This is a genomic window from Pirellulales bacterium, assembly GCA_035546535.1.
Taxonomy (GTDB): Bacteria; Planctomycetota; Planctomycetia; order Pirellulales; family JACPPG01; genus JACPPG01.
The window spans coordinates 87179-103352 of record DASZWQ010000050.1; the positions used below are offsets into that span (position 1 = coordinate 87179).

Sequence of the window (16174 nt, forward strand, 5' to 3'; positions counted from 1 at the left end):
TCGTTAGTTATTATCCGCCGCGCCCTAGCCCCGGACTGTTCGTTTCATGCCCGACTTGATCGTTCAAGACCTGGTTCGTTCCTTTCCGACGCGCGGCGAGCCACTGGTCGTGCTGCGGGGCTGTTCCTTGGAACTCAACGGCGGTGACAGCGCAGTGATCGTCGGGCCGAGCGGATCAGGCAAGAGCACGTTTCTGTACATTGTCGGCACGCTCGATCGCCCGACCGGTGGAACGGTCACGCTGGCCGGCGAAAATCCTTTCGCGCTCGACGAGCCCCGCCTGGCGGCCTTTCGTAACGAGCGCATCGGCTTTGTTTTTCAAGATCATCATCTCTTGCCGCAGTGTACGGTGCTGGAAAACGTGCTGGTGCCGGCGCTGGCCACGGGAGGTGTTTCGCCCGAACTGACCGAGCGGGCCCGTGAGCTACTCGCGCGCGTGGGCCTGGGCAACCGGCTGGAACATCGGCCCGCCGAGCTATCGGGAGGAGAGCGTCAGCGCACGGCCGTGGCCCGGGCGCTTTTGCGCCGTCCGCGATTGGTGCTGGCCGACGAGCCGACCGGAAACCTTGACCGCACCACGGCGGCGGCGATCGGCGACCTGCTGTTGGAAATGCAAGCCCAAGAGGGGACGATGTTGATCGTCGTCACCCACAGCGTGGAACTGGCGCGGCGTTTTGAGCGGAAATACGAGCTCGACGACGGGCGACTGAAGTCGATCGAATTGTAAGTCGCATTGCGAACCGCTACGCCACGAACGCCAGCACGTAGAAAATCCAGCCCGTAAGCGCCGTGAAGCCCATGTCGATGGCCGCCAGCCAGGCCCAGAACTTGTGCTGGGGGCTGTAATCGTTGGGCGCGGGGGGCTTGGGAAAGCGCCGCAGCGCCTGCACGATCACGCCAATCCACAACAGCGCCGTGGTCACGGCGAAAAACAAGTGGACCGCGAGTGACGTGAAGACCAGGCCCGGCACTTCGGGTCTGTGCAGCAACTTCAAATACACGGTCGACAGCAGCCACGGCGGCGACTGCATTGGTCCGTAGAACTTCGACGCCGCGGCACGGTCCATCCAGCCGTTGATGCGCATGTCGGCCTCGAACAGCGCGACCGTGACCAGTAACACGATGCCCAGGAGCAGTTGGATGCGCTTGTGCCAGACATAATGACGGCGGTAACGAACCAGGTAGATGCTGGCCGCCAGGATGACCAGCACGGCAAACATGGCCAGAAACACCACGTCGAGCATCAGCGACGCACGGGTCCCCAAGAAGCCGTCGAAACGGAGGTGTTCCATGAAATCCGTCGTTCGAATCAGAGGATTGCCCACGACCGGGCGCGGACGTTGTGCCGCGATTTTATCGCCACAAGACGCAGCACCATAGGGGGGCTTTCGCCGGTACGGCGTACCTCCCTGACGTGAAATCCTCAAGCAGAGCGCGTCTCCGCGACCGCGATGCGGTAGAACTCGTAACCGCGCAGCAGCCGGGGTACGGCTGGCAAGTAGAGGGCGCGATAGTCGACCGAGCCAACGTCTTCGAGCAAATGAAAACCTCGCGACGCCAGGTACTCGGGCAACTCGGCCGGATCGAGACCGAAGGTCCACACTTCGCCGGCTTGCGCCAGGGTCTTCTGCAAAGCGGCCTTTCCAGGAAACTCGGCGACGCCGTCCAGAGCGCCGCGATGCACGTACGTGAAAACCAGGCGGCTCCGCGGCGCCGACGTGCGCATGGAATCGAGCGTGGCGCTGACGGCCTCGCCGGAGAGATAATTCGTGACGCCTTCCCAAATCCAAAACGTAGGGGTATCGGCAGAAACTCCCTCCTCGGCAAGGCGAACGTCCAAGCCTTGCGAGTTGAAATCGACGGCGACGAAGCGCACGTGACCGGGCAACGCATCGAAGCATCGCCCGAGGCACGCGCGCTTGGCACGCTGCGTCGCCGGATGATCGACTTCAAACACCCGGGTTCGAGAAAGTTGTGGCAAGCGGTACGCGCGGCAATCGAAACCCGCCCCCAGGATGACCACCTGACTCATGCCCTCATCGAGTGCTGCGATCAAGCGATCGTCGATGAAGCGTGTCCGGGCGACGGCCGAGGTTCGCGCGCCTGGCCAGCGCCCATCGATCAGCCATGGAATCCACGAGCCGAACACGGGCAGCCGCGCGGCGCTCACGACGCGCCGCAAATTCGGGCTGAGAAACTCACAGGCGAACGGATCATCGAATAGCCGGTCCTGCGGTGCGCGGCCCGACTCCAAGGCGCGAAACAGCGCCATGTATTCGGCTGTCCTGCTCGCCTGGTTGGACTTCATGCTTGCCGATCTCAGACTCCGCGCACCTGGCGAATCGCCCGGGACGAATTACGAATTCTGCGTGACTCACAGCTACTTCGCTCGTGAAGCCAGAATCTTGGCCACTACGAAGTGAAGAGTTCCGGATACGCGAATAGTCCCGCCGAGCCGCCGGTGTGCCAGAAGACAACGGTATCGCGCGAAGTAAAACCGCCTTTCCGCACCAGGTCGATCAAACCCGCCATCGCCTTGCCCGTGTAGACAGGGTCGAGCAGGATACCTTCCAACTCGGCAACGAGGCGTACGGCTTCGATCATACCGGGTGTCGGCTGCCCGTAGCCGGCGCCGATGTACTGGTCGAGAATACGAACGCGCGCCGCAACCGCCGCCGGATCGAGGGCGTGACCCGCCAAGCCAAGTGCGTCAACGGCCAGTCGCGTCACGAGCGGTGTACGCTCAGCCGCCGCGCCCGAGACCGAGATCCCGGTGACCGGAACCGCATGGCCGTCCGCGATCAAACCGGCGACGATGCCCGCGTGCGTGCCACCGCTGCCGCTGGCGACGACGATCGCCGTGGGGTTGCAGTCGGAAGCGTGCGCCTGGGTGAAGAGTTCAGGCACCGCCGCCATGTAGCCAAGGGCTCCGAGCGCGGTCGATCCGCCGATGGGGATGAAATACGGCTTTCGGCCCGCGGCACGCAGGCGCTCGAGCGCGGCGTCAAACGTCTCGGGCTTAAAATCCTCTTTGGCGAGAAACTGCACGTCGGCGCCGAACAGTCGATCAAGCAGCACGTTGCCCGACTCTTCATAGGCGGGCGAACGTCCGGCGACGAGCCGCGGCAACAGCAACTGGCATTTCAGCCCAAGGCGGGCCGCGGCCGCGGCCGTTTGGCGCGCATGGTTCGATTGGGGGCCACCGGTGGTCACCAGCGTGTCGCAGCCCTGGGCCAGGGCGTCCGCGACGAGGAATTCGAGCTTCCGCGCTTTGTTGCCGCCGGTGGCCAGCCCAGTTTCATCATCGCGCTTGATGTAGATAGCCGGTCCGCCCAGGTGCGCCGAAAGTCGCGGCAAGGACGCAAACGGCGTCGGCAAGTGTGCCAACGAGACGCGTGGAATTTTCGACAGGTCCATAAGGTCCTTCTTTTGCGCGGGCGAGAGCCCCCTTTTCGTGGGCAAGCATGCCGCAGATATACCGGCCCGCCCGCGTGCCGACAATCGGGCCGCCTGGGCCACGAAGCGCTCGAGTCCGCCAGGACGCGGCGAAGCCGCCTCCGCAAGCAGCCCGCGCCAGCCGCGGTTATACTCCGCTCATCCCTGCCTACGGCCCCACCTGGAAGCCTCTGCTATGCAGCGCACCCTCGGTAAGCGGCTTGTTGTCAGCGTCTACGTTCTGGCCATAGGCGTGTTCCTGGCCGCGTCACAACGGACGACGGCCGCGGACATCAAACAAACGCCCCTGTATACGCGGATCAAGGCCACGATCGACGCGGTCCCGGCGATCGACACGCACGACCACCTGCGCCCCTTCGATCAGTTGCCGAATAAAGACGAGACCGACCGCGGACCGGGCATGACGCTGCACAGCATTTTTGCCGGGGGTTACTACCCTGGCATCAATCGGCTCTCTCCCTGGCCGGCCGGAAAATCGTTCGACGCCTGGTGGAAGGTCGCGAAGCATGATTTCGACGACGCCCGCGCGACCAGCTTTTATCGCTATCTGCTGCCAGGCTTTCGTGACCTCTACGGTGTGGACTTCGACACAATTACCGACGAGCAGGCGCGCGCGTTGAACGACAAGATCTTCGCCAATTACCAGAACGACGCCTGGCTGCTGGACGTCATCACGCGTCGCGCCAATATCGAGCTGATGTTCATCGACCCCTATTGGAACCGCCTGCAATTCGCCCGGGCGTACAAGTTCTCGGTGCCCGTTTTGAACGTATCGATGATGATCGGCGGAACGCACCCCAGCCGATTCACGAGTGCCAACGACAGCCCTTACGCGTTCGCGGAGAAGCAAGGCAAAAAGGTCGCGTCGCTGGATGATTATTTGGCAACGATCGAAGAGATTTTTCAACAGGCCGTGGCGGCCGATACGGCTTGCCTGAAATCCACGCAGGCCTACCAGCGGACGCTGCGCTACGAGGATGTGCCCAAGGAGCGCGCGGCGAAGGCCTTTGGCCGCAAGGCCGACGAACTGACGGACGCCGAATTCAAGGACTTCGAGGATTTCATGTTCTGGCAGATCGTCAAGCTCAGCGCCAAGTACGACCTGCCGTTTCAGATTCACACCGGGCAAGCGCGCATCCAGGGCTCGAACCCGATGCTGCTCGTGGACCTGATCCAGGCCAACCCACAAACCAAGTTCATCCTCTTTCACGGGGGCTATCCGTGGGTCGGCGAGACAGCCGTCATCGGCATGAAGTATCGCAACGTGTGGATCGATTCGTGTTGGCTGCCGACGCTCAGCTATACGATGGGCAAGCGCGCCTATCAGGAATGGCTCGAGGCCATGCCGTCGGATCGGATCATGTGGGGCGCCGACACCGCGCAGGCCGAGGGGATCTACGCCGCGACCGAATTCACGCGACAGTGCCTGGCCGAAGCGCTCGCTGAAAAAGTCGAACGCGGCGAGCTGCGCGAAGAACACGCCGCGCGCATCGGCCGACAGGTGATGCGCGACAATGCGCTTAAGCTTTTTCCGAAATTGCGCCGGCAATTATGGCGATCGACCGATTGATCGTTCCCCAACCATTTCGCGGCCTTTGCAACCTGGCGGAGCACGGCCACGACAGGGCTTCAAACCAGTGGCCTGGCCGAAAAATGGCCATTTGCTAGCTGCGGTCTTTGCTCAAAGGCCGTCGTGAGATAGGCTTAAGTCAGAGGGACATACCGCCAGTGACGCCACGGCGGGCAGCGGCATCCAATACAAGGAGGTACAGTCATGCAAAAGATCGAAATTCTCGACCGCGTGCTCGCCTTCTGCGATGTCCGCGGCGATACATTCTTGTGGCGCAACGAGCCGTTCCGTAGCGAGCTGTTCGCCTTGTTCCAGGAATCGCACTGCGGGCCGGCCGTCAGCGGCGATGAGATCATGGCTCACGTGCGCTGCCACATGGAGCCGGCCGGTCGTTGGCACGTCCCCATGCAGGAGCGGGTCGCCGACATTTGCACGGCGTGGGACGATTGGGACTACGCGGCCCAGCAGCTTCTGGAGACGGTCGACAACCGCTAGAGGCGGGCGGCCCCTCGTGCTGGCGCGTGCGCTTCAGGCGCTGCGGCACGCGATACGCGGCGTTTCTTCGAACTTCTTCGCGTCCGCCGCGGGAACGGCGCCCATTCCTAGCGTGCCGCAGATGATCCGCGCCGCGATATGTCCGGCCGGCTTCATGGTTTGTGCTTGAGCTCGACCAGAATGGTCACTTCCGCGGCCGTAGCGGATTCGTTCGGCGCGATGCGCACGTCCGCCACCATGGCACCGGGCGGCAGCAATTCGTTCATCTTGCCCGATCGAAATGCCAGCAGCGCGGCGTTTTCAGCCGTGTGCGGAACTTTGAACTTCAGACTACCACCCAAAAACTTGGCATTCATCGCAATTGAGCTCGCTGTCTCAATTGCCCCTGATATCTCTACGCAAGCATATCATGCCCGCGCAATCTCGGCTTTGGACAATCGGCAAATACGATAGAACCGTGCGAGCGCAGCAAGGATTTCGGCGGCAAATCCACTGTGTCTCCGCAGATTGTTACGCGTCGAGCGCTTCGAGAAGCTTTTTCGGAGCCCTGTTGGCCCAGGCCGCAACGAGCGCGGGAAGGAGCGTGGCCTTGGTGGCTTTCTTCAGCAGCACATTGGTGCTCCCCTTCCGGCCCCACGCACCTTTGACAGGCACAAACACGTCCGCATTCAAAGCGACGAAGTACGTCTGCTGCTTCGGCGTCAGTTTGACCATTCCCCAATGCGCGTCAGGGTAGCCGAGTGTGGCAAAGATTTTTCCGGCGACGCGCAGATCCTCGTGGCCTTGGTGCGCGCCCGCGCACGTTTCGGGCAGCGTAAGCGTCAAGCGGCGAAATTGATCGGCTGTCATCGAATTCCCTTGTGTTGGTCGGCGAGCGGCGTCGCGCGCTAGCGGCATTTTACCGCGTATGTAAATCGGCCCTCGGTAGCCCCGTCGCCTGTCACACGAACGTCGCCGTGCCGCGAAACTTGAGCGCCCCGTCATGGCAGCGGCAAACTCTTCGCTGAGCGCTGGCTTTATCGTTCGAGCATGCCCACTTAAGGACTTACTCACCGCACTCGCCCTGCTATCACCCAAATTTGGTGCCTTGCTTGAATCGTGGTCAAAAATCGGCCGATAGGCAAAGACTAGTGTGTATATGGCAAATATGGCAAATCAAGGGCTCGGAAAAATGTGCCGGTGGTCGATTGTGATTTTGGTGGCCTCGATCTTGGGATTGAGCACTAATCTTGCCGCGGACGTCGTGGACAATCTTGCGATCGCGAACGCGGCGGCTGGAAACGGGGCGATCGACAACAGTGCGATCGCCGAGGACGCGTCCGCAGGCGATAGCGACTCGTGCGATTCGACCGGCTGTTGCGAGCAGGCAATCTGTGACTCGTGCGGCTGCTCGAACGATTTTGCCGAATGCTGCGACTCCTTCAACAATCGTAAGCGCTTCCTCGGGTTCTTGCCGAGCGACCATTGCTTCGACAATTTCATCAGTCCGATTTCGAATCCCTTCTTCTTCGAAGATCCGCGCTCGCTCACGGAGTTCCGCGGAATCTTTATCGATAACGCTTTGCCGGCGGGGCAGGTCGGCGGCGGGGATGCACAAATCTGGGCCGGCCAGTTCCGCGGCCGGGTCACGGATCGCTGGAGCATTATCGCTCCGCGCCTCGCTTACTTCACCGTCAACCAGGCCGACAGCGGTGGCAGTCCGGTCGGCTTCCTCTCCGCACCGGTCGGCGCCAAATACAATTTGATCCGCGACGTGCAGAATCAGTTTCTGGTATCGATCGGGCTGACGTACTTCATTCCCGGCGCGCCCAGCGCGCTAGCCAACTTCGGCAACGGCGATTTTCACCTGTTCTTGACCGGCGGTAAGCAGATCCTCGGCAACGGTCATTGGCTAAGCGGCACGGGCTTTCGCCTGCCCGAGGATCGCAACTGGGGCACGCAGCTCTGGTACTGGTCGAACCAGTGGGATTACCGCTTGCCGGGCGGCATTTATCCGCTCATTGGCGTGAACTGGTTCCACTACATGGATAGTGGCGCCGTGCCGATAGGCGTTCCGTTCGGGACGCTCGACATCTTGAACCTGCCCTCGAGCGGCGTTGCCGGTTCGAATGTGGTGACCAACGTCATCGGAGCCCGCTGGAAGCCTGGCGGCCATTTCGAACTCGGCTTTGGCTGGGAATACCCGATGACACAGCGCGAGGACGTGCTGAAGAACCGCGTCTACACGGACTTCATCCTGCGCTACTAAGAGCGCCCCGGCGTACCTGCCCTCCGGTAGAAGGCGTGCTGCTAGCCGCGGCTCCCTCGACCATCGACGACCAGGTACAGGGGTTCCTGCCGCCTTTCTCGGCCTGGATCCAGCCTTCGCGGCGCGCGCTCACCTTGCATGGCGCCGATGCGGTACAATGAGCTTCCGGTCCGCGCCCGGTGTGCCGCCGCCGGACGGCGTTGGCGCTTTTGCTTCGGGCGCGACCACTCGCTACTAATCCCCCGATACCCAAACACCGTATCAGGAGCCTTGCGATGTCATTTCGAATCGCCGCCGTTGTGACTCTCGTATGCCTCGCTCCTATTGCTGCCAAAGCCGACGAAATCCTCAACATCGGCGATCCGGCGCCCGCCCTAAAAGTGTCGGGCTGGGTCAAAGGGGACAAAATCGAACGCTTCGAGCCCAAGAAGATCTACGTCGTCGAATTCTGGGCAACCTGGTGCGGACCCTGCCGCGCCAGCATTCCCCATCTGACGGAACTCGCGCACAAGTTCAAGGAGCAAGGCGTGCAGTTCGTGGGCGTTGACGTCTTCGAGCATGACGTGCAACTGGTCGAACCGTTCGTCACCGAGATGGGCGACAAGATGGACTATAGCGTGGCCCTGGACAGCGTCCCTGCGGACAGCGAACCCAAAGACGGCGCCATGGCCAAGGCATGGATGGACGCGGCTGACGAGCATGGTATCCCCACGGCCTTCGTGGTTCACGATGGCACGATCGCCTGGATCGGCCACCCTCTCAGGCTTGACGAACCGCTGGCTAAAATTCTTGCCGACGACTGGGACGCCGGTGAGATGGCCAAAAAGCGGCTCGTCGATAAAGCCCAGGAGCGCGCGGTCCGGCTCGTGCGCCAAAAGATTTACGGACCGTACCGCGCGCACGACTATCAGGGCACGCTCGCGGCCATCGAGGAGGTGACCAAGGAGAGCCCGGAGCAAACCGATCGCTACGAATCGCTGAAATTCATCTGCCTCGCCAACAGCCACAACGTCGAGGCGGCCCTGACGCTCGGCCACGCGCTACTCGAAAAGTACGATGACCAGGCCGACAACCTGAATAACATCGCCTGGGAAGTGATCGATCCGAACTTAAAGCGGGATCCCGATCCGCGAGTCGCACAACTGGCGCTGAAGGCGGCTCAGCGCGCGGTTCAATTGACCGAAAGCGGCAACCACTATTACCTCGACACCTTGGCCGAAGCCCAGTTCCGCACGGGCGACGCGAGCGCGGCCATCGCGACCGAGGAGAAGGCCATCGCGCTGCTCAAAGCCGACAAAGATGGCGGTTCGCCGGCGAACGCCAAAGAACTCGAGCAGCACCTCGAGCGCTACCGCCGCGGCACGAAAGACGCGGCCGGCGGGTAAACCGATCGCGCATCGAAATGCACTAGATGAACCGGCGATTCGCGACCGCCCGCGGCCTGGTCATCGCGCGGACATGTCACGGCGCGAAAGCCTTCTGTAGCGCGGACGTGATCGACTTCGACATGCTGTAACCCGGCAAGCCGGGCTGCGGTTTGAGCGGCGGCAGCGGAGGCCTCTCCTCGGCCTCTTGGTGCCATTGGCTCTTGTATTTTGCGACGTCGATCGGCATGGCGTTCCGCTTGACGTCTTCTTCCCAATAGGCATTGTGTTTCGTCGCGCCGGCGGCCACCACAATGCCCACGACGATGGTTCCCAGAGTGAACCACCCAAGACCGATCCCTGCACTCTGCTCACGCATGTGCGTCCCTCTTCCACGTGTTCCGTTCCATTCCGCAGTGAATAGTACAGTGCGAGGCGGAAATTAATTAGGCCCTCGTTGGGGTGGCTACTAGCGCGCTGAAATATGGGGCGACACTCGCTGTGCGATGTGCAATCTACAGTTACCGGCGCTGCTGTTGTCTTTCGTCTGTCGCGCGAAATTCTTAACGATTTGTCACGAGAAACGATGAAATCCAAATCGATGCACCGGTGTTGCGAGCGCGCAATACGAGCTATCGCGAGCTCAATACGATGAGCAATCCCACGAAGCGCGAATAATCAAAGAAGCGAATGGATACGGCGCTAATGGAATCCGCCGCTTAACTGTGCTCAGAGACCCGTCGCCGTACCTTTATGTTCGCGCGCATTCGGGAACGAACGTTTGTGATTCGTGGCCAGTTTTCGACGGACTCTTAAGCTCGTGCTCCGACTCGTGAAAAAATCGAAGCGCCTAGCGCGGCGAAGACGATCGCCGGATAACGCCTCTCGGCGCGGGCATGCGAACAGGAATCGTTCGCGCGGCTAACCAAGCGAGCGCCGCCGCCATGCGTAACGTCGAGAGATCATCGGCATGCGCGATGTCGCCGCCTTTCGATGTCGTCGCCTTGCGTGGTCGAACGGTGCGACGAGGTAGAACAAGCGTTCGTGCAGTCGATTTGACGATCAGCAAGCAACGCTAATAGCTAGCAACGCTGGAAGAGTCGGGGAGGGCTTCGCCTGCCACGGCATATGGGGGGCGTTGTCAATTTCTCCGGCAATCGATAGACTCCTCCGCGGATGCTGGCGGGACCTTCGACGATCCCCACTCCACCTTCGTCGTCGCGTCCCGGCGTTTTTTCTTGCCTTGGTGACCAAGGCGCCGATGGAACGCTCGCACGTCGCTCTTTTTTCAGTCGATTTCGACCCGGTCGTCGCGGTCCTCCAGCTTTCCCGCGATCGGAGAAGATGACGTGGCGCCGACCCATGCCATGTCCATTCTTGGCAATCTGAATTGCATCGCCAGCTCGTTATGGCGCGTGAGATAAGCAATAAGGGACTCGCGGTCCCTCACCTGACTTTGCAGCGTATATAACGACTCGAGTTCTTCTCTATCTGCGACTGCCCTTAGCCATGTTTCGGTTCGCTCGATGTTGAATCTGATTTGTGCGACGGCGGCAGCGTCCCAGGGAATGAGGGCGAACAATGCGATTGCTGCGACGCTCATTGCCGACATAAACGAATACGTCGTTACGTAACTCCGAAAAGGAAGGTCGTCCACTTCCCTCTGTAATTCCTCAAGGGTCATGGACGACGCACGGCCCCGCGCGATGTCCACGTTTGCCTGAACCCGTTCAGTCCTTAAATGCAGAGAATACGCCATAAGAGCGGTTGCGATCAGGACGGACGCCAAGAGCAATGCTGTCGGTAGCCGAATGAAATAGGCAGTGGACCCTGCGTCCGCGCTCGTGACCGCTCGAAGGACGAGTCGAGCTAGCCACCAGCGCCCGAACCTTCCAAGCAGAAGGAGGGCTCGCGGACTGATCCGCCTTAACATCCACAGGAGCGCGAAAAAAAGGACCGTGACCAGAAACTTGTCGAATAACTCGCGCGCATAGTCAAGCATCTTCTTGCGTGGCCCTGTAGCTATCGGTAAGGATCGCCTGACGCTGCGCCGAGGATGCAGCAGAGGTGCAGCACCAAACCGGGAACGATGAGGGCAGCATAGCCAACCAGGACGACTATGCACCATATGACTCCATTAAGGAGTTGACCCTTATAGAGTTGGCCGAGTCCCGGAAAAATGAGGCTGAGCAGCGCCGCGACCGCCGGGCTCCAGCGCTTATAGCCCTGTTGCTGTCCGATTACATTCGTGTTCACGTTGGTGATGTTAATCACTGGTTGCTGGTAGCCGGGCGGCATCTGCGCCATTACTTGTGGCTGCGGGGCGACGGGCGCGGGCTGTTGTTGCTTGGCTAGCTCGCGATCGCGTTCGGCTGCTATTCGTTCGTTAGCCAGCTTGGCCAGCTTGATTTCATGGCGACGCTGCGAGCTTACAGCGATGGCACTTTTAGTGGCAGATGCGGCTTTGACGATTGGCTGTGTGACGACCCGCGCCGTGACCTTCGATGCCCGCAAGATGGCGAACACCGGTCCCGCTAGCTCTTGCATATCAGTAGGCGGCGCCGCCGGGGCTTCAACGACTGCCGGCACCTGAACTGACGCAGCTTGCTGTTGCTGCGGCACCATCGCTGTCGATGCGGCGGGGAGTGCCTGCGCGAGCTTTGTCTTAGCGACTACTGACCACGGGCCGCCTGGCTCCTTGGCAATCTCGTCAGTGGGCAATAGCTTGCCCTCGCTGGCCCACAGTTTCAGTTGATCGGTCGAGTTGGGACCAGCGACCTTGTCGCCTCGGCGAATGTAGTAACCGGCCACGCGTTACACCCCTGTATCGCGAAGAGCACTGGCGAATGCCTCAGCGGGTAATTATATGCCAGCAACTTCTCACCGCTCCACTGGGGGGAGCGAACTTTCTTCGATCTCGGCGCGGGGCATGAACATACGTCCCGCATAGCTAACTGTAGGTAGTTGCTAATTAGATAATATCTCATTATTCGCAACGCATTTGCGCGAGCACAATTCGCGCCTCGCGCGTAGGATGCCCTAACGACAGGGACACCAGCCGCGGGGACTATTGCTCCTCCGGCTCACCTGGCCCAGCAATTGGGGAACGGTAGGACAGTCAGGCGACTTCTTTTCTAGGAATCGATGAATGCACGACGACGAGGACGGCACGATGCTGACCGATCGGGCAGTCGCTCTCCACGAGGCAGCGCACGCTGTAGCGGCTTGTGCCTCACGGCATCGCGTTTCGGCATGTGACTGTCGCTTTCTACCGCAGTAAGGGACCACGATGTGAGCTGTTGAGCGAAAAGCACTGCGACGCGGAAGCCGATAGTCCCGAGTGGCCAGCGTGCAAGGATGGTCATTTTGTGATGTTGCTGGCCGGCGGCGCGGCCGTGAAGAAGTTTGCTCCAAAAGCAGCACACGATGGCGGCTCATGCGACGTTGTGGAGGCTCGGAAACTCATTCACTCTCGCTATGGCGCCGAAGCGGTTGAAGCGCAATTGCGCCGGTTGCTGGCCCGAGCGAGGGCATTTGTTGCCGTCTGGCAGGGGCCGATGGACCGAGTCGCGCGTGATCTTGCGGATGACGGGATCTTATCGTCAGAAGATTTGCAGTCGCAATGCGAAAGTATGCTGCGCGAGCCCTGGAGAAATGAAGTGGGAAGGGTCGCGAAGGGATCAGAGAGCGACGAATGAAAGCCCTCCTGCGCCACCTACTCGTCCTGCAGGCATCCCCCAAGGCGCTGGCCATTACGTCGCCGGCAAACTCCCTTTCGTCCTCGGTAGCGAGGTGTCGCGAAGCTCATCCAAAAAGGAAAAAGCCAGGACCGACATAAATGCCGTCCTGGCTTAGCCTTGAATAGAAAAGGCGCTGGTGGGAGTCGAACCCACGGTGGCGGATTTGCAATCCGCTGCCTTAGCCACTTGGCTACAGCGCCCAGAATTCCTCGGTAACTTAGGGGAACTGGCCGGAAGGGTCAAGTCGAGCTGGCAATGACGCTGCCAGGCTCTGGCGCGAACGTAACCCTCAGTCCCCCAAAGTCATCTCCCCCAAAGTCATGGCGTCGCCACGACGCCATCGCTCGCCGACGGTGCGACTCTGCCGACGCTAGCAGAACGGCTGAAGATTATCACCGCGCGAATCGATCTGTGGATACTGACGGAGCGCACAAGGCGGCCGCCGCGATTTCAAAGCGGCGCGGCCATGGCAAGGAGGCCACCGTTGGGGCAGAACGAACAAGCGACGTTGCGTCGCGCGGCCGCGGGTTGATTTCCGGCCGTCAACACAAGGTGCCGCCGGCCGCGCCTCACGCGCGTCCGGAGGGCACGGAAGTCTTTCTTGGGAAAGGAATCCGGACGAATGCCATTGCTCACCTTCCTTGCTGATTTGCGCGCCGCCCGTATCGTCGATGAATTCACGCAAAACCTCGCCCGCCAGACGTATGGCACGCTGCGCCACATGTGCGAGCGCCGTGTGTTGACGATGACGCACGCCGAGGCGCGCGGGTACGTCTGGGCCAAAGCGCGGCCCGTCGTCACGACCGAAGTGGCGGCAGTCGCCGTGGCCCACCCGACCTTGAATGCACGCACCCTGCAGATGCTCAGCGAACAGACGCACGATCGTCTGGTGCGCTCGGTCGTGAGCGACCTGATGCGCGAGCGCGTCGAGCAGGCGCGGTCTCGTCGGGCCGCGTAGCACATCGGCGACGGCGCAAAGCTTGAGATGGGCCGGGAACCGTTGCGCGCCGCCTCGTCGGGAGGAGGCGGCGCGTCAGATCTCGGGCCAAGACTGCGGACCGTCGTCGACGTCACGCTCGATCGTCTTCTGGTCGTACAGGCGGAAGCCGCGCGCCTGGTAATGGGCGAGGGCCCGAGGATGATCGAGCGTGCAGGTGTGCAGCCAGACGCGCTTTGCGCCGCGCTGCCAGCCGCGCTCGACCGCGTGTACGAGCAGATGCCCACCGATCCCCTGCGCGACGAAGTCGGGCAGCATGCCGAAATTCACGATCTCGGCGTTGCCCTCGGGCTGGAGATCTTGCTCGTAGTAGCCGGCCGGCGTGCCCGCGACGTACAGGACCCAGGTTTCGAGCTCGGGGCGTCCCATGTAGGCGAGCCACCGCTCGCGCGACCATTTGAGCCGCTCGCGCCAAAAATAATCGCGTCCCACGGCGACGTACAGAAACCGGTTCAGTTCCGGCAGCGGCCGTTCGGCCTGGCGAATGTCGATCGGCACGGTGGGATGGCGCGCCGGCCGTAGCGCCGCGCGATCCGTGATTTCCAGGTAGTAGGTCGTGACTTCTCTGCGCATGCGCTGCGGCGTCCTCCGTCTTAAAGGCCTTGCTCCGGCGCAGCCGTGATTTGCCGCGCACTCATCGGTCGAGGCTGCGGCCGCCGATCTTTCTCCGTCGCGCCAACAGTATAGAGTCTGTCGGGTGCCCTGTGGCACCATGACCCGAACACTTTCGTTCGTGGTGCGCATTGCGCACCCTACAATTCCCGACCTCACTGGGGCCGACAACAGAAGGCACGTTCGCAAATTATCGACTTTGCAGTTCTCCTGCGCGCGTCCGTCGCATCGTTGCTCACGGGCGGCAGCGGGGGTACAATCGCGGGCTTTGAAACGGGCGGAAAAAGGCCGTCGGGCCCCGGATCTCTGTCGGCACATTCGCGGCAGCCGCGCTCGATGGACTAGAAGTTCCCCTGCCCCAGCACTCGAACATCATCTGCGTTAGCAAGCAATCCTCATGACGCGCCCTCGCAATATGGTCATCGCCCAGAGCGGTGGCCCTAGCCCGGTCATCAACAACAGCCTCCGCGGCATCATCGAGACGGCCCGCGAGCTCGACGAAGTGGTCACGGTCTACGGCGGCCGGCACGGCATCGAAGGGGTACTGAAAGAAGAGCTGCTCGACCTGTCGGCGCAACAGCCCGAGGAAGTGGCTTTGCTGCGTTGCACACCGGCGGCCGGTTCGATCGGCACGTGCCGCTATAAGCTGCGCGAGCATCAAAAGGAGGATTTCGACCGCGTGATCGACGTCTTCCGCGCGCACAACGTCGGCTATTTCTTGTACATCGGCGGCAACGACTCGATGGACACCGCCAACAAGATCGCCGCCCTGGCGCGTGAACGTGGGCTGGACCTGGTGGCGGTCGGCGTTCCCAAGACGATCGACAACGACGTCGGCGACAGCGCGTTCAAGCTGATCGACCACACGCCGGGCTATGGCTCGGTGGCGAAATACTGGATGCACGCCGTCCAGAACGCCAACGAAGAGAACGCCGGCTCCTGCCCGGCCGATCCGGTGCTCGTGATGCAGGCCATGGGACGCAAAATCGGGTTCATCCCGGCGGCGGCTCGGCTGGCGGATCCGGCGCGCGAGATGCCGCTTTTGATCTATCTGGCCGAAAGCCCCTGCTCGCTTGCGCAACTGGCCGACCAGGTGAACGACCGGCTGAAAAAGCACGGCCGCTGCCTGGTCGTGGTGAGCGAAGGGTTCGACGTCGGCGAGCTGGGCGCGGTGAAAGATTCCTTCGGGCACGTCATGTTCAGTTCGAGCCAGACGACCGTCGCGCAGACCGTCGTGAATTATTTGAATCGCGCGGGGCTGGCCGCGAAGGGAGCGGCACGCGGCAACGTGTCGGGCACCGATCAGCGACACTCGATGGCTTACGCCTCGACGGTCGACCTTGAGGAGGCGTACCGCAGCGGGCAGATGGCGGCTTTACTGGCCGCGCGCGGTGAAAGCGGCTACATGTCGACCATCCTGCGCGAGGCAGGCGACATCTATTCGGCGCGTTACGACAAGGTGCCGCTGGCCGAAGTGGCCAACAGCGAGCGTGCGTTCCCCACCAGGTGGATCACGCCCGACGGCTGCGACGTGACCGACGATTTTATCAAGTACGCGCAGCCGCTGGTCGGCGAGGACATGGTGAGCCTGCCGATGATCGGGGGGCGTCAGCGTTTGACGCGATTCTCGCCGATTTACGCCGATCAGAAGTTACCCCAGTACACGCCCGAGGCAGATCGAAAGTGAGCCTG

General features: G+C 61.6%; 18 protein-coding genes and 1 tRNA gene. 8 read left to right on the forward strand and 11 right to left on the reverse strand.

Features of this window, described 5'->3' with window-relative positions; genetic code table 11:
* The first annotated feature begins 46 nt into the window (after positions 1–46).
* Complete coding sequence (locus tag VHD36_06285) at positions 47–727, forward strand: ABC transporter ATP-binding protein (protein HVU86909.1); 681 nt, start codon at positions 47–49, stop codon at positions 725–727.
* 16 nt (positions 728–743) lie between these two features.
* Here VHD36_06285 and VHD36_06290 read toward each other — a convergent pair whose 3' ends face one another.
* The 3 genes from VHD36_06290 to VHD36_06300 form a co-directional block, all read right to left on the reverse strand.
* Entirely contained in the window at positions 744–1292 is a 549-nt protein-coding gene (locus tag VHD36_06290) for a DUF420 domain-containing protein (GenBank protein ID HVU86910.1), read from the reverse strand.
* A gap of 131 nt (positions 1293–1423) precedes the next feature.
* Positions 1424–2308: an SAM-dependent methyltransferase gene (locus tag VHD36_06295; GenBank protein HVU86911.1), complete on the reverse strand. Its 885-nt coding sequence runs from the start codon at positions 2306–2308 to the stop codon at positions 1424–1426.
* A 104-nt stretch (positions 2309–2412) separates the two neighbouring features.
* Complete coding sequence (locus VHD36_06300; GenBank protein ID HVU86912.1) at positions 2413–3417, reverse strand: D-cysteine desulfhydrase; 1005 nt, start codon at positions 3415–3417, stop codon at positions 2413–2415.
* 214 nt (positions 3418–3631) lie between these two features.
* Between VHD36_06300 and VHD36_06305 the strand changes: the two genes are divergently transcribed.
* Together VHD36_06305 and VHD36_06310 are read left to right on the forward strand one after the other, a co-directional pair.
* Positions 3632–5026 (forward strand): amidohydrolase family protein, encoded by a 1395-nt coding sequence (locus tag VHD36_06305; GenBank protein HVU86913.1) that lies wholly within the window; start codon positions 3632–3634, stop codon positions 5024–5026.
* 204 nt (positions 5027–5230) lie between these two features.
* Complete coding sequence (locus tag VHD36_06310) at positions 5231–5521, forward strand: hypothetical protein (protein ID HVU86914.1); 291 nt, start codon at positions 5231–5233, stop codon at positions 5519–5521.
* Between the two features lie 33 nt (positions 5522–5554).
* Here the strand turns inward: VHD36_06310 and VHD36_06315 are convergent, their stop codons facing one another.
* From VHD36_06315 to VHD36_06325, 3 genes are all read right to left on the reverse strand, one after another.
* Complete coding sequence (locus VHD36_06315) at positions 5555–5677, reverse strand: hypothetical protein (GenBank protein ID HVU86915.1); 123 nt, start codon at positions 5675–5677, stop codon at positions 5555–5557.
* Complete coding sequence (locus tag VHD36_06320; protein ID HVU86916.1) at positions 5674–5877, reverse strand: hypothetical protein; 204 nt, start codon at positions 5875–5877, stop codon at positions 5674–5676. The genes VHD36_06315 and VHD36_06320 overlap by 4 nt, the downstream gene beginning before the upstream one ends.
* 154 nt (positions 5878–6031) lie before the next feature.
* Positions 6032–6370 carry a hypothetical protein gene (locus tag VHD36_06325; GenBank protein HVU86917.1) on the reverse strand — a complete coding sequence of 113 codons (339 nt, stop codon included), beginning with the start codon at positions 6368–6370 and terminating at the stop codon, positions 6032–6034.
* Positions 6371–6737: 367 nt separating this feature from the next.
* On the opposite strand from VHD36_06325, the gene VHD36_06330 reads away from it, so the two are divergent.
* Together VHD36_06330 and VHD36_06335 are read left to right on the forward strand one after the other, a co-directional pair.
* A complete protein-coding gene (locus VHD36_06330) occupies positions 6738–7769 on the forward strand; it encodes a hypothetical protein (protein HVU86918.1) in 1032 nt (343 codons plus the stop codon).
* A gap of 275 nt (positions 7770–8044) precedes the next feature.
* A complete protein-coding gene (locus VHD36_06335) occupies positions 8045–9154 on the forward strand; it encodes a thioredoxin domain-containing protein (protein HVU86919.1) in 1110 nt (369 codons plus the stop codon).
* Positions 9155–9230: 76 nt separating this feature from the next.
* On the opposite strand, the gene VHD36_06340 is transcribed toward VHD36_06335, so the two are convergent.
* The 3 genes from VHD36_06340 to VHD36_06350 all read right to left on the reverse strand — a co-directional run bounded on the left by VHD36_06340 (position 9231) and on the right by VHD36_06350 (position 11944).
* On the reverse strand, positions 9231–9512 hold the full coding sequence (locus VHD36_06340) for a hypothetical protein (protein HVU86920.1): 282 nt from the start codon (positions 9510–9512) through the stop codon (positions 9231–9233).
* Between the two features lie 909 nt (positions 9513–10421).
* Complete coding sequence (locus tag VHD36_06345) at positions 10422–10817, reverse strand: hypothetical protein (GenBank protein ID HVU86921.1); 396 nt, start codon at positions 10815–10817, stop codon at positions 10422–10424.
* A gap of 338 nt (positions 10818–11155) precedes the next feature.
* Positions 11156–11944: a hypothetical protein gene (locus VHD36_06350; protein ID HVU86922.1), complete on the reverse strand. Its 789-nt coding sequence runs from the start codon at positions 11942–11944 to the stop codon at positions 11156–11158.
* A gap of 488 nt (positions 11945–12432) precedes the next feature.
* On the opposite strand from VHD36_06350, the gene VHD36_06355 reads away from it, so the two are divergent.
* Complete coding sequence (locus VHD36_06355; protein HVU86923.1) at positions 12433–12831, forward strand: hypothetical protein; 399 nt, start codon at positions 12433–12435, stop codon at positions 12829–12831.
* 170 nt (positions 12832–13001) lie between these two features.
* Here the strand turns inward: VHD36_06355 and VHD36_06360 are convergent.
* Positions 13002–13073 (reverse strand) — tRNA-Cys (locus tag VHD36_06360).
* A gap of 422 nt (positions 13074–13495) precedes the next feature.
* Here VHD36_06360 and VHD36_06365 point away from each other — a divergent pair.
* The gene (locus tag VHD36_06365; protein HVU86924.1) at positions 13496–13831 is read left to right on the forward strand and encodes a hypothetical protein; all 336 of its coding nucleotides are present in this window, start codon (positions 13496–13498) and stop codon (positions 13829–13831) included.
* A gap of 75 nt (positions 13832–13906) precedes the next feature.
* Here VHD36_06365 and VHD36_06370 read toward each other — a convergent pair whose 3' ends face one another.
* The gene (locus tag VHD36_06370; protein HVU86925.1) at positions 13907–14443 is read right to left on the reverse strand and encodes a GNAT family N-acetyltransferase; all 537 of its coding nucleotides are present in this window, start codon (positions 14441–14443) and stop codon (positions 13907–13909) included.
* 436 nt (positions 14444–14879) lie between these two features.
* Between VHD36_06370 and VHD36_06375 the strand changes: the two genes are divergently transcribed.
* Positions 14880–16169, forward strand: coding sequence for a diphosphate--fructose-6-phosphate 1-phosphotransferase (locus VHD36_06375; GenBank protein HVU86926.1), 1290 nt, complete (start codon positions 14880–14882; stop codon positions 16167–16169).
* Positions 16170–16174 lie beyond the last annotated feature (5 nt).